This is a genomic window from Mesorhizobium sp. M2C.T.Ca.TU.002.02.1.1 (assembly GCF_003997225.1).
In genome coordinates this window covers 1-12,438 of sequence record NZ_RZTO01000005.1, presented here as the reverse complement: position 1 = coordinate 12,438, position 12,438 = coordinate 1, and the positions used below count along the sequence as shown (strand labels likewise).

The window sequence follows — 12,438 nt, the reverse complement described above, 5'->3', positions numbered from 1 at the left end:
AGGCTTCTCAGATCATGTAGTGCAGAAGGTCGTAGAGCGTCGGCTTGGAGCCGGGCACACAATCGAAGCGCTTCTGGATCTCGCCGTCCTTTATGACGACGATGGTGTGGGAGAGGCCGATCGCCTCTTCAAGCGTATCGGCGACCAGGACGACGCCGACCCCGTCGTCGCACATCTCCCTGATCATGTCGTACACATCCTCCTTGGCGCCGATGTCCAGGCCGCGGGTCGGATGATCGAGCAGCATGATGTCGGAGCCGCCCGACCGCCATTTGGCAAGCACGACCTTCTGCTGGTTGCCGCCGGAGAGATTGCCGCAATCGGCATATTCGGAGCTTGCCTTGATGGCGAGCTTGCCGATCCATTTCCTGGCAAGGTCGCGCTCGTCGCCGACATCGAGCCAGCCCATCCGCGCATAACGTGGCATTTGCGAGAGCGTCATGTTCTCGTAGACGTTCATGCCGGCGACGATGCCTTCGACCTTGCGCTCGCGCGGCACATAGCCGACGCCGCGCTCCACCGCGCCTTGAGCGGTCAGCCTGGAAACTGTCTTGCCCTTGATCTTCAGGACGCCTTTGGTTGGCGCGCGCATGCCATAGATGGTTCGAAGGATCGCCTCGCGACCGGAGCCCTCGGTGCCGACCAGGCACAGCACTTCGCCGGCATGAAGTGTCAGCGAGATGTCGCGGACCCGTCCGGGCAGGCTGACGTCCGACAGCTCGACCAGCGGCTTCGCCGGATCGTAGGGCCTCTGCTTCTGTTCCCGGTAATACTCCTTGTCGACATGGCGTCCGACCATCTTGTGCTGGATCGCTTCCGGTGTCGCCGCGCCGCGCGAGACGACGTCGACCACCTGGCCATCCTTCATCACGTAGATGCGGTCCGAAAGCTCCATCACCTCGTCCATGCGATGGGACACGAAGATGAAGGAAGCGCGCGTCGTCAGCTCCCGCACGAGCTTGAACAACAGTTTTACCTCTTCCTCCGCCAGCACCGAGGTCGGCTCGTCGAGCAGGACGACCAGATGGCCCTGTACCCGTTCCTCCAGCGTCAGCACCTTGGCCAGTTCCACGAGCTGGCGCTGCGCGAAGGAAAGGCTCGAGGTGATCGTGCGCGGATCGATATCGAGCTTGACCTTGGCGAGCTGCTTCCGGGCCGCTTTGGCCATCGCCTTCCAGTTGAGCACGCCGAAGCGCGAAAACTGGTCTTCATAGCCCAGGAAGATGTTCTCCATCACCGACAGGTTGGTGATCAGCGATTGCTCCTGGAACACCATGCCGATGCCCCTTTCCATCGCATCGCGGGGGCCGTTGAACCGCACCGGCTTGCCGTCGATGAGGATTTCGCCGCCATCGGGCTGGTAGGCGCCGTAAATCACCTTCATGAGCGTGGATTTGCCGGCGCCATTCTCACCCACCAGCCCGACGATCTCGCCGCGGCTGATGGAGAAGTCGACGGATTTGAGCGCCCTGACGCCCGGAAATTTCTTTTCGACCGCTCTCAATTCATACATGGCGCCCTCACTTGACGAATGCGACCGAGCGCCGGTCCGTCGACAGGATGACCGCGATGATGACGAGCAGCCCAAGAACGGCGGCTTGCAGGAAGTCGGGCAGGCCGATGACCACCATGCCGTTGTTGATCACGGCGACGATGAGGACGCCGACCAGGGTGTTCCATACGCCGCCGATGCCGCCCCAGAGCGCCACGCCGCCGACCACGACCGACGTGATCGACATGAACATGAAGTTGGATCCGGTGACCGATTCCGCCTGGCCGAGCTTCGCCACCTGCAGGATCGCGGCTATGGCGTAGAAGAAGCCGGCAAGCGCAAACCCGGCCATCCGCACCCGCTGCACCTGTACGCCCGAGGCATGGGCAAGGTCCTCGCCGCCGCCGACCGCGTAGAAATAGCGCCCGAGGCGGGTATGGGCCTGGATCAACCAGGCAAGGACGAGGCACAGGCCCGCGACATAGACCATCAGCGGAAATCCGAGAATGCGCCAGGTCAGCAGGGCGCGGAACGTCGGGTCGTTGAATTTGACGATGTCGCCGCCGGTCAGGAGAATCGCGGCGCCAGTGCCGACGAACCCGAGCGCGAGGCTCGCCATGAAGGACGGTATCTTCAGCTTGACGTGAATGAGGCCGTTCACCAGGCCGATCGTGGCCCCGACGGCGAGAATGACCGGGATTGCGATCCAGCCACCGGACGCGAGCGTTCCGCCGAGCGCCAGCATCAGGAAGCAGAACAGCACGGCTGTCAGGGAAACGACACCCTCCATGGAGAGGTCGATGGAACCCATGACGATGATGAAGGTCACGCCGACCGCCACCATGAGCGCGGGCGCTGCCGCGATCGCGATGCGCGCGAAGTTGCGCTGCGACAAGAACGAAGGGTTCAGAGCCGTGAACAGCACTATGAGCGCGAGAAGCACCAGAAAGGGTGCCCAGCGGATCGCGTTCTCCCGCGTGAGGATGCGTGGCAACTTCGGCCTCCCGTCCAAGCGTGCCGTCATAGGGGAGAGCGGCCCGTCTCCGGGCCACCCGATCGAGCTTCTTAGTTACTTGTACTTGATCTGCCCGTTGCTCGGCCCCCAGAAATCCTTCCAATTGTAGGCAGGGACGGAATCGAGATATTTGGCCTTGAAGTCCGCTGCGTCTTTCTTCGTGATAAGGATCGTCGGGCCGTAGAATTCGCGATGCTCTTTCGGCTCCTCCGAGGGCTTGAAGGCGCCGGTCGCGGCATAATAGGCGAGCGCTGCGGTGATGCCGCCGCCCCAGTGAGGATTGGTGAAGACGGTCGCCAGAAGCTTCCCGTCCATCACCAGCTTCACGGCCTCGGGGTTCCCGTCATAGGCGACAATCGGCATGTCCTCGATGCCCTCGGCGCGCAATGCCTCGATGACGCCATAGGCGATGTTGTCGTTGGCGCAGTGGACGCCGGTGATCTTGTCGCCGAAGCGCGTCAGGAAAGACGCCATCAGTTCCGTGCCCTTGGTCGTGTCCCAATCGGCGGGCTGAGCGTCGAGAAGCTCGATGTTGGGGAAGTCCTTCAGCGCGTTCTTCAGGCCGTTGAGGCGCTCGATGGCCGGATTGTTGGCGGCAATACCTCCCAGGTGCACGACGCCGCCCTTGCCGCCCATGGCCTCGAACAGGATACGCGCCGTCTGCTCGGCGGGCTTCTCATCCGACCAGGTCATGTGCGAGACGTAATTGTCGCCGATATCCCACGGGTGCAGGTCGTCGGTCTTGTTCCATATCGTGGAAATGTAGGCGCCGGCATCCCGCACCGCTTCGACCACGGGGCGGGCGTTGGGGCTGTCGTTGGCGTCGCAGGCGATCGCGCACTTGCCGCTGGTCTTGGCTAGAAACGCCTTGATGTCAGCCAGCGACTTCTCCGAGGAACCCTCGTTGATCAGCGAGACGAGGGAATCCTTGGGCTTGCCGAGGGATTCCACGAAGGTTTCCCCGCCCGACACGATCGAGTTCCAGTAAGCCGATGCGCGGTCGCGATAGGACCAGGCGATCGCCGGGTCTGCAATCGCCGCGCGGGCGGCGGCGCCGCCGAAAGCGAAGGGGGCCGCCATGGCTCCCATGCCGGCAGCCGTGGCGAGAAGAAAATTCCGCCGGCTGATGGTCTCGCGCTCGATGTAATCCTTGATGAAAGTCGACATGCTTCCTCCCATTTGGCAACGACCCACAACGGCGGGCCACCTATTGAGCAACCTCGAGAAGCCTGGCCGTGCGACCGCTCTCTTGGTCACTTAATGCACCATCTAGTTACTTCTTGAACATGCAAGAGTCAAGCGGCGGCGCAGCGCACAGCCTGTTGACTTCTTGGACAATTGAAATGACTTTCAGCGTATGACCGATCGTCGCCTGCACGCTGGAACTGGAATCAAGGGAGCGGCCAAAGTGGACGCCACGTCAGACAAATCTCGCAATGTCGCCAAGAAGAAGCGTCTTCGGGACGCCGAAGCGACCAAGCTTCGCATCCTGGAAGCAGCAAAGAGCGATTTCGCCAAGAATGGCCTCGGCGGCGCCCGAGTCGACGTTATCGCGGCGAAGGCCAATGCCAACAAGCGCATGATTTATCATTATTTCGGCAGCAAGGACGGTCTCTTCCAGGCAGTGGTGGAAAATGCCTACCTGGCCATCCGCACAGCCGAACAGAAGCTTCATCTCGACGACCTTGAGCCCAAGGACGCCCTTGAACGCCTCGTGCGGTTCACATGGCAATACTATCTGAAGAATCCTGAGTTCATCACCTTGGTCAACAGCGAGAATCTCCACCGCGCAAAGCATGTGAAGAAGTCTGAGCTGATCAAGACCGCCAGCCGCAAATTCGTTGCCATGGTGTCGGGAATACTTGAGCGAGGCGTCAGCAGCGGCGATTTCCGCGCCGGTATCGACCCTGTGCAGCTGAACATCACGATCGCTGCGATCGGATACTACTATCTGACGAACAGATTTACAGGTTCGATTATTTTCGAACAGGACATGATGGAAAAAGACGCTCTAAACAGACGCTTAGAATTCAATATCGAAACCATTATGAGACTGGTGAGCGCGTAACATTGCCAGTGGGCGGTTGACGGCGACGAGGTCTTCCGCTCGCTGGGGCGTGACTTCGGCGATGCGTCACAAAGCCGATCCGGCGGGCTAATCGCAGCGCCTCGCGATAGAAGCAACCGCGTGATTGAGCTGCGACCGCGAGCGCCAACATCTTCTGCCTCAGATAGCCGCGAACATAGGAATGCAGCTGCCCGCAAAGTCTCTGCGGCAGCATCAGTCACGTCACTTGCGCCGATTTGGCTTTGTGCTTTGTGATTTTCCCACAACCGACCTTATGAGTCTGTGAACCGATCAAGCACGTTGCGGGTGATCTGCTCGGTGAAGCGGTCGCCGCGCTTGAGGCCCATGACCCACTCGCATGTCGCCGCGGTCACCACTTCGCCCTTGCCGCGGGTCATGTGCACCATCATGCCCGCGCCGTATTTGTAGCGGGCGAGGCCTTCCGGGGTCACCTCGCCGGTCACGCATTTGACCAGGCCCTCATGGTCGCTGCCGCGGACGTAATAGCGGAAACCTTCGCCGTCCGGCTCGTCCTCGGCAAGCACCGCCGGCGCCATGGCGAGGATCTCGATCGTTTCCGGCTGACCGTCGACCGGGACAGGGTAGGGCAGGCCATGCCTGAACGTGTAATCGAGACCGTCGACCTCGTAGGCGAAGATGCGCTCCTTGTCGCCGAAGATGTCGGCATAGTGCAGCCCCGTGCGGGCAAACACCCAGTGCTCGGGCCGGTAGACGGTGAAGCCTTTCTGGCCGTGCGGCGCGAAGCCGCCCCAGGACGCGTAGAGCCCATGCAATCCGTTGACGCCGACCGTCGAGGCGCCCGGCCAGGCGACGTCCTTGTCCTCCCAGGCGGTCGACAGCAGATGCGCCTTGTCGGTGCCGGCGACCGGATCGTTGTTGATGGCGTTGAACTTGTGGCAGATCTGGCGCTTGCCGTCGTCCTCCAGGCGGATCTGCCAGAGGAAGTTGGCGCCGAAGCGCGCCAGCCGGCCGCCGCGTTCGACATAGGCTTCGATCGCCAGCCGCATCTCGCGGGTCCAGTATTCGTCGTGGCCGACAATGGTCAGGCACGGATAGGCGTCGAGCAGCTCCGGCCTGTAGTGCAGGTCGGTCTGCGTGATCATGTCGAGCTCGTAGCCTTCCTTCTCCGCCCACAGCACGAAGTGGCGGTCGAACTGCGCCCAGCCGGCGGCGGCGTAATACTGGCCGAAGCCGTTGGCATAGGCCCATTCCTTCATCGGATAGCGCGGCGCGTCGCCGAATTCCGGCAGCGGGTCGGCGCAGATGCGCGGTGCTCCGGGCGGCAGCCAGACGACGCCGCGGGTCCAAGGGCGCTCGAGCGAAAGCACGGGCGAGGGCTGGTCCTTGCCCGGACCGACAACGCCGAAATAGTGGTTGGCGCCGCCGAAATCATTGTAGGCGGTCCATGTGCCGGTCGGCAGGATCATCAGGATCTTGGCGCGGCGCGTTGCCGCCGTCGGACGAACGACGAAGAAATGATGCTGGACGAACTTGCCGCCATTGGCGCGGGCGCAGGTCGAGACGACGCGGTAGAAGCCCGAGCGCAGATCCGCCGGCAGGCGCCAGCGGTGGCTGACGGGCCAGCCGCAGCCGGAGCTATATGCATCCGCCGGGGTCGGCGCGAAGACGCCGGCGATGTTCTCGACCTTGTGGACGGTCTCCGGCCGATAGCCATCGCGATAGATTTCCAGCGTCCATTGCGGCGCAGTTGTGGTGGAGTGGAAGACGACCTCGTCGCCCGGGTCATAGGACATCGTGTCCGTGTAGGTGTAGACCTCGGGCAAAGCAGGGTCGCCGCGCGGCGCCTCATACCAGGGGTTGGAGTGCCAGTGCTCGTCGGCGGACATGGCCCAGGCTTTGCGCGGGCGGATGTTGACCGGGCCGAGTTCTGGAGGGACGAAATCGTCTTCACGGGACATGGGCTTACTCGTTTCAAGGATGATCTGAGAGGCGTTGGTCAAAGGGCGTAGGAGATGAGCTGGCCGGGCAGGCCGAGCGTCACCCAGAGCCGGCCGTCATGGACGCAGCAATTGGTCGGGTCGCTGCCCTCGCCGCAATCGATCATCTCGACCAGCCGGCCGGTGGCGTCGAGGATGGCGACCCGGTCGCCGGTGCTGCCGGTGACGTAGAGCAGGCCGTCATGGAAGACCATGCCGTCGGGGTTGAAGCGGTCGTCGAGACGAACCCATTCCGTCATCGCGCCGACGCTGCCGTCATTCCAGTCGAAGCGCAGCAGGCGATGCTCCATGGTGATGCCGACGATCAGCGAGCCGTCGGGGTGGAACACAAGCCCGTTCGGGAAGCCGGTCATCTTGGCCAGCGCGCGGACCTTCCGGTCCTGTCCCGCCGCAAGCAGCTGCCCGCCATGATAAGCACTGGCATCCGCGCCCAGCACCTCCCAGTTCTGCGGGTCGGTGAACACGATCTCGCCTGCCGGCGTGAAGATGAGGTCATTCGGCCGCGACGGTTTTGCGCCTGGCAACTGGTCGGCGAAGGCCTCCCAGCGGCCGTCGAGCTGCAGGCGCTGGATGCAGCCGGGAATCATCGGCGCCGCGAAATGCAGCGTCTCCAACGATTCCGGCGCAAGGCCGCCATTGTTGCAGATGTAGAGCGCGCCGTCGGGACCGAGCCGCATGCCGTTCGGCGCGCCGGAAAGGGCGGCCAGCTCGCGCACGGCGCCGTCCTTGAAGGCGCGGACCTTGGCGTGCAGCAGGTCGACGAAGGCGATCGAGCCGTCCGGGAGCGCCACCGGTCCCTCCGGAAAGCCCAGGCCCGTCACATGGATTTCCTTCGACCGTTTCATTGCTCCTCCCTTGGCTGAGCTTCTAGCTGGCGACGGCCAGCCCGCGCCGGGCGCGTCCGACCTCGGCGCCGGCTTGCGCTGTCTCGTCGGGCGCGAGGTGGCAGGCCACCATCTGGCCGGTGCCGGGCGTGGCGCGCAGCGGCGGCACTTTCTCCCGGCAGATGTCGCGCGCCAGATGGCAGCGCGGATGGAACCGGCACCCGGATGGCACGTCGGCCGGATTGGGCGGATCGCCGGTGAGCATGATGCGCTTCCACCCGACCTGGCGGCGCGCGGCAAGCGTCGGCGCGGCCGACAATAGCGCCTGCGTGTAAGGGTGCAGCGGCCGCTGCATGATTGCGTCGGCCGTTCCCTGTTCGATGATGATGCCGAGATACATCACCGCGATGCGGTCGGCGACATGGCCGATGACGTCGAGGTCATGCGAGATGATCAGGTAGGAGATGCCGCGCTTGCGCTGGATCTGCAGCATCAGGTTGACGATCTGCGCCTGGATCGAAGGATCGAGCGCCGAGGTCGGCTCGTCGGCGACGATGATTTCCGGTTCAAGCGCCAGCGCCCTTGCGATGGCGATGCGCTGCAGCTGGCCGCCGGAAAACTGGCCAGGCAGTTTCCGGATATCGATGTTCTCCAAGCCGACGAAGGAGAGAAGCTCGCGAATGCGCGTCTCAAGCCCGGCGCCAAGCTTGACGCCATGCGTGTCGAACGGCTCGCGCATCACTTCGGCGATCGTCATGCGCGCGTTGAGCGAGGCGAGCGGATCCTGGAACACGGCCTGCAGGCGACGGCGGATCGGCAGCATGCGTCGGCTGGCGAACCCGGTCACATCGACGCCGTCGAAGCGCACGCGCCCGTCCGTCACGTCGACCAGCTTGAGGGCCAGCCGGGCGAGAGTGGACTTGCCGCATCCACTCTCGCCCACCAGCCCCAACGTCTCCCCCTTGCCCACGGTAAGCGAAACGCCGGCCACCGCCTGCACGGCACGGCCGCCGCGGCGCTGCGAGAAGATCTTCGAGACGGCATCGAGTTCGAGAAGCGCCATGGTCAGCTCCTCGCGGTTTCAAGAGGCGTGGCGGCCTCGATGGGATGATGGCAGGCAAGCTCGACGCTGCCGAATTTCCGCCGCGGCGGTTCGATCGCCTTGCAGTCGTCCCGCGCGCGCGGGCAGCGCGGATGGAAGCGGCAGCCGGCCGGGAAGGCGCCCAGTCCGGGCGCACCGCCGCCGGTGGCGTTAAGTTCCTGCTTGGTAGGCGTCTGCGAGATCATGGCGCTGGTCATCAGCGCGGCGGTGTAAGGATGCGTGGGCTGCAGCATGATGGCGTCGGCCGGCCCGACCTCGGCGATGCGGCCGGCATAGAGCACGAGGATCCGGTCGGCCACTTCGGCGACGACGCCCATGTCGTGCGTGATCAGGATGATCGTCAGCGAAAGCTCGCGCTTCAGTTCGGCAAGCAGCTCGAGCATCTGCGCCTTGATGGTGACATCGAGCGCCGTCGTCGGCTCGTCGGCGATCAGCAGGCTCGGGCCGGCGGCCAGCGCCATCGCGATCATGGCGCGCTGGCGCATGCCGCCGCTGATCTCATGCGGATAGGCAGAGGCGACGCGGCGCGGATCGGGAATGCGCACGCGCTCCAGCATCTCCACGGCGCGCTTTCTTGCCTCGGCGCGGCTGGCAAGGCCGTGCGCGGTCAGTGTCTCCGCGATCTGGTCACCGACCGGCCAGACCGGGTTCAGCGAGCTCAGCGGGTCCTGATAGATCAAGCCGATCTCCGGGCCGCGCAGCTTGCGCAATTCGGCGTCGGGTCGCTTCAGCATTTCGCGATCCTTGAAGCGGATCGAGCCGGAGACGAAGGCGGTGGGCGGCTGCAGGCCGGCGATCGACATGCCGGTCAGCGACTTGCCCGAGCCGGACTCGCCGATGATGACGAAGGTCTCGCCCTCGGCGACGTCGAAGGAAATGCCGTCTACAGCGACGAGGTTCTGGCCCTCGCGCTGGAAGCCGATTGCGAAGTCGCGGACCGACAGGATCATGCGGCCCGCCTCGACGCGAGCGCATCGCCGATCAGCGAGAAGGCGGTGGCGGTCAGCATGATCATGGTGCCGGGAAAAACCAGATACCACCAGGCCGAGCCGAAATAGGGACGCGAGTCGCGGATCAGCAGACCCCATTCCGGCGTCGGCGAATTGGCGCCGAGGCCGAGGAAGGAAAGGGCGGTGACGGCGACCAGCGCGTAGCCGATGTCGGTGGTGACGCGCACATTCACCTCCTGGACGACGAAGGGGATGATGTGGCGGCGCAGGATGGTCATCTCCGACACGCCGAGCGCGCGGGCGGCCTCGACATGCGGCCGCTCGCGCAGGCGCAGCACCTCGCCGCGCACCAGCCGCGCATAGCCCGGCCACCAGATGATGGCGAGCGACAGCGCCACGCTGTCGAGCCCACGCCCGATCGAGGCGGCGACGGCGAGCGCCAGCACCAGCGCCGGGAAACCGAAGAACAGGTCGACAATGCGCATCATCAGATTGTCGATGCCCTGGCGCGCCATGCCGGAGACCGCGCCATAGATCACGCCGAACAGGGCGGAAGCGAAGACGATGGCGATCGCCACGCCAAGCGAATAGCGGGTGCCGTAGACGATGCGCGAGAAGACATCGCGGCCACCTTCGTCCGTGCCGAAGATATGGGTGAGGCTCGGCGGCTTCAGCCGGTCGGCCATGGCAAGCGCGATCGGGTCGCGCGGCGCGATCAGGCCGGGCAGAAGCGTGAAGGCGGCCAGGATCACCAGCACCAGCAGCGCGAGCGGCAAGAGCACGCCCTTCGGCCTCGCGATGGTCCGGCGCGTGGGCTGGGTGGAAATGCTCATGAGCCGACACTCTGCACGCGCGGATCGATCACCGGATAGAGAAGGTCCATCACCAGGTTGATGATGACGAAGCCGGCCGTCGAGACGATCGCCAGCGCGATCACCGGCGAATAGTCGAAGACCTGGAACGACTGGTAGGCGTAGAGGCCGATGCCGGGCCAGTCGAAGATGACCTCGACCAGGATCACCCAGCTGATCATGTAGCCGAACTGCATGGTGGTTGCCGTCAGGATCGGCGACAGCGCATTGCGCAAGATGTGCTTGAACAGGATGCGGTTGGGCGACAGGCCCTTGCCGCGCGCCGTGCGCACATAGAGCCGGCTTTGCTCCTGGATGAGGGCGGCGCGCGACAGCCGCGTGCCGACCGCAAGCAGGTTGACGACGATGGTCGCGGCGGGAAGCGTCAGATGCTTCAGGCTGGCGAGAAAGGCCGAGAGGCTGCCGGCCAGCAGGGAGTCGACCAGCAGGAAGCCACAGACCACGGGTGGCGCCGTCTCGCGGATCGGGAAGCGCGCGCCGAGCGGCAGCCAGTGTAATTTGTAGAAGAAGAAGAACTGCAGCGTCATGCCGAGCCAGAATACCGGGATCCCGGTGCCGACCATGGTGATGAGGCGGATCGCGCCGTCCACCGCGCCGCCGGGGCGGCGGGCGGCGAGCACCGCCAGCGAGAAGCTGACTGCCAGATAAAGGACGAAGCTGACGATCAGGAGTTCCAGCGTCGCCGGCAGATACTGCTTGAGGTCGGTGCTGACGCTGCGGCGTGTGCGAATGGACTCGCCGAGGTCACCCTTGGCGAGGCCGATCATGTAGGAAGCGAATTGCTCCGGCAGCGGCCGGTCGAGACCGTGCTCGACGCGGATGCGCTGCACGGTCTCCTCGGAGGCGTTCTGGCCGGCCAGGAAGGCGGCAGGGTCGGCCGGAACGACACGGCTGAGGAAGAAGGTTATGACCGCGACGGCGATGAGGACGACAAGACCCCAGACCAGACGCTTCAACAGGAAGGCGATCACAACCGTGCCGTCCGCATGCTCACCCCGCTGTTACTTGCTGTACATTTCCCAGAACCGGGCGTTGATGTACTCGGCCGGATCGATGCGGTAGCCGCCGATGCGGTCAGGCTCGGGCACCACGGTCTTCGGCCGCGCGGTCCAGATGATGTAGTGCGAGTCCACCACGATATCGGCCGCCTGCTTGAGCAGCTTGCCGCGCTCGACGGCGTCCGAAATCGTCGGCAGCTTCGCCACGAGATCCTGCAGCGTCTGGTCGAAGAATTTGCCCGAATTGTAGAACCCGCCCTTGAGGTAATGCGCGGAGAAGAACTTGGTCGCATCCGAAGGGCTGAGGTTCGCGTTGCCGAGCACGAAGCAGTTGCTCTTGTCGGATTTGATGGCGGTGATCGCCTCGACGAAGGGCTGCTCCTCGATCTCGACAGTGACGCCGAGCTGCTGGGCCGAGGATTGAAGCACGGTCGCGGCGAAGCGGAATTCCGGGAAACCGGCGGGCACCGAGCATTTCATCTTGGCGTTGGCGAGCCCCGATTTGGCAAGCGCCGCCTTGGCGCCGTCGAGATCGGTCTTGATTTCGGCCTCTTCCTTTTCCGGACTGCCGGGGAACCAGGACGGGACCGGGCCGCGGCCGACTTCGGCCTTGCCCTGGAAGGATTGCACCATGGCGTTGTAGTCGAACGCCTTGACCAGCGCCTCGCGGAAATCCTTGTTGTTGGTCGGCGCCAGATCCATGTTGAGATAGATCGCCGGCCAGGCCCACAGATTGTTGCCTTCGACCAGATGGAAGCCGCTGCTGGTGCCGATGCGTAGCGCCTCGTCGAGCGGCACGAAATTGGCGAGGTCGAACTCGCCGCCCTCAAGGCCGCGGGCGCGGTTGGCGCCATCGGTGACGAAACGGTCGAGCACGCGGTCGAACGGCTTTTCCGGGAACTTGCCCCACCATTTGTCGTTGCGCTTCAACTCGATCTGGGTGCCGCGTGTCCAAGACACGAATTCGTAGGGACCGGTGCCGTTGGCGTTCTCGTTGAACCACGCCTGGCCGAGGTCGTCCTTGTGCTTGGCGATGTCCTCGTCGGACAGCATCTCGATGCGGCTGAGGTTGGAGGCGAGGAAGACTGTCGGCGCCTTGGTCTCGATCTTGACGGTCTTGGGATCGACCACCGTGACG

The 12,438-nt window shown here is 64.1% G+C and carries 11 protein-coding genes; 1 reads left to right on the top strand and 10 read right to left on the bottom strand.

Annotation, left to right across the window (positions count from 1 at the left end; all coding sequences use genetic code 11):
- Positions 1–7: 7 nt before the first annotated feature.
- From EOD07_RS00680 to EOD07_RS00670, 3 genes are all read right to left on the bottom strand, one after another.
- Complete coding sequence (locus EOD07_RS00680) at positions 8–1,513, bottom strand: sugar ABC transporter ATP-binding protein (protein ID WP_127233528.1); 1,506 nt, start codon at positions 1,511–1,513, stop codon at positions 8–10.
- 7 nt (positions 1,514–1,520) lie between these two features.
- Positions 1,521–2,486, bottom strand: a complete 966-nt coding sequence (locus EOD07_RS00675; protein WP_127233527.1) for an ABC transporter permease — start codon at positions 2,484–2,486, stop codon at positions 1,521–1,523.
- Between the two features lie 75 nt (positions 2,487–2,561).
- Positions 2,562–3,674: a sugar ABC transporter substrate-binding protein gene (locus EOD07_RS00670; RefSeq protein ID WP_127233526.1), complete on the bottom strand. Its 1,113-nt coding sequence runs from the start codon at positions 3,672–3,674 to the stop codon at positions 2,562–2,564.
- Positions 3,675–3,864: 190 nt separating this feature from the next.
- Between EOD07_RS00670 and EOD07_RS00665 the strand changes: the two genes are divergently transcribed.
- Positions 3,865–4,575 (top strand): TetR/AcrR family transcriptional regulator, encoded by a 711-nt coding sequence (locus EOD07_RS00665; protein ID WP_127233525.1) that lies wholly within the window; start codon positions 3,865–3,867, stop codon positions 4,573–4,575.
- Positions 4,576–4,847: 272 nt separating this feature from the next.
- Here the strand turns inward: EOD07_RS00665 and EOD07_RS00660 are convergent, their stop codons facing one another.
- From EOD07_RS00660 to EOD07_RS00630, 7 genes are all read right to left on the bottom strand, one after another.
- On the bottom strand, positions 4,848–6,515 hold the full coding sequence (locus EOD07_RS00660) for a N,N-dimethylformamidase beta subunit family domain-containing protein (RefSeq protein ID WP_127233524.1): 1,668 nt from the start codon (positions 6,513–6,515) through the stop codon (positions 4,848–4,850).
- Between the two features lie 38 nt (positions 6,516–6,553).
- On the bottom strand, positions 6,554–7,399 hold the full coding sequence (locus tag EOD07_RS00655) for an SMP-30/gluconolactonase/LRE family protein (RefSeq protein ID WP_127233523.1): 846 nt from the start codon (positions 7,397–7,399) through the stop codon (positions 6,554–6,556).
- Positions 7,400–7,421: 22 nt separating this feature from the next.
- The gene (locus EOD07_RS00650; RefSeq protein ID WP_245469717.1) at positions 7,422–8,441 is read right to left on the bottom strand and encodes an ABC transporter ATP-binding protein; all 1,020 of its coding nucleotides are present in this window, start codon (positions 8,439–8,441) and stop codon (positions 7,422–7,424) included.
- A gap of 2 nt (positions 8,442–8,443) precedes the next feature.
- Positions 8,444–9,430, bottom strand: coding sequence for an ABC transporter ATP-binding protein (locus EOD07_RS00645; protein ID WP_127233522.1), 987 nt, complete (start codon positions 9,428–9,430; stop codon positions 8,444–8,446).
- On the bottom strand, positions 9,427–10,191 hold the full coding sequence (locus tag EOD07_RS00640) for an ABC transporter permease (RefSeq protein WP_245469727.1): 765 nt from the start codon (positions 10,189–10,191) through the stop codon (positions 9,427–9,429). The genes EOD07_RS00645 and EOD07_RS00640 overlap by 4 nt, the downstream gene beginning before the upstream one ends.
- A gap of 68 nt (positions 10,192–10,259) precedes the next feature.
- Positions 10,260–11,273 (bottom strand): ABC transporter permease, encoded by a 1,014-nt coding sequence (locus EOD07_RS00635; RefSeq protein ID WP_127233520.1) that lies wholly within the window; start codon positions 11,271–11,273, stop codon positions 10,260–10,262.
- A 30-nt stretch (positions 11,274–11,303) separates the two neighbouring features.
- Positions 11,304–12,438: ABC transporter substrate-binding protein (locus tag EOD07_RS00630; protein WP_127233519.1), on the bottom strand; the 1,135-nt coding region annotated here is incomplete at its 5' end.

Coding starts and splice junctions, on each gene's coding strand:
- EOD07_RS00680 (WP_127233528.1), bottom strand. CDS start 1,513: ATGTATGAATTGAGAGCGGTCGAAAAGAAATTTCCGGGCGTCAGGGCG.
- EOD07_RS00670 (WP_127233526.1), bottom strand. CDS start 3,674: ATGTCGACTTTCATCAAGGATTACATCGAGCGCGAGACCATCAGCCGG.
- EOD07_RS00665 (WP_127233525.1), top strand. CDS start 3,865: ATGACCGATCGTCGCCTGCACGCTGGAACTGGAATCAAGGGAGCGGCC.
- EOD07_RS00660 (WP_127233524.1), bottom strand. CDS start 6,515: ATGTCCCGTGAAGACGATTTCGTCCCTCCAGAACTCGGCCCGGTCAAC.
- EOD07_RS00655 (WP_127233523.1), bottom strand. CDS start 7,399: ATGAAACGGTCGAAGGAAATCCATGTGACGGGCCTGGGCTTTCCGGAG.
- EOD07_RS00650 (WP_245469717.1), bottom strand. CDS start 8,441: ATGGCGCTTCTCGAACTCGATGCCGTCTCGAAGATCTTCTCGCAGCGC.
- EOD07_RS00645 (WP_127233522.1), bottom strand. CDS start 9,430: ATGATCCTGTCGGTCCGCGACTTCGCAATCGGCTTCCAGCGCGAGGGC.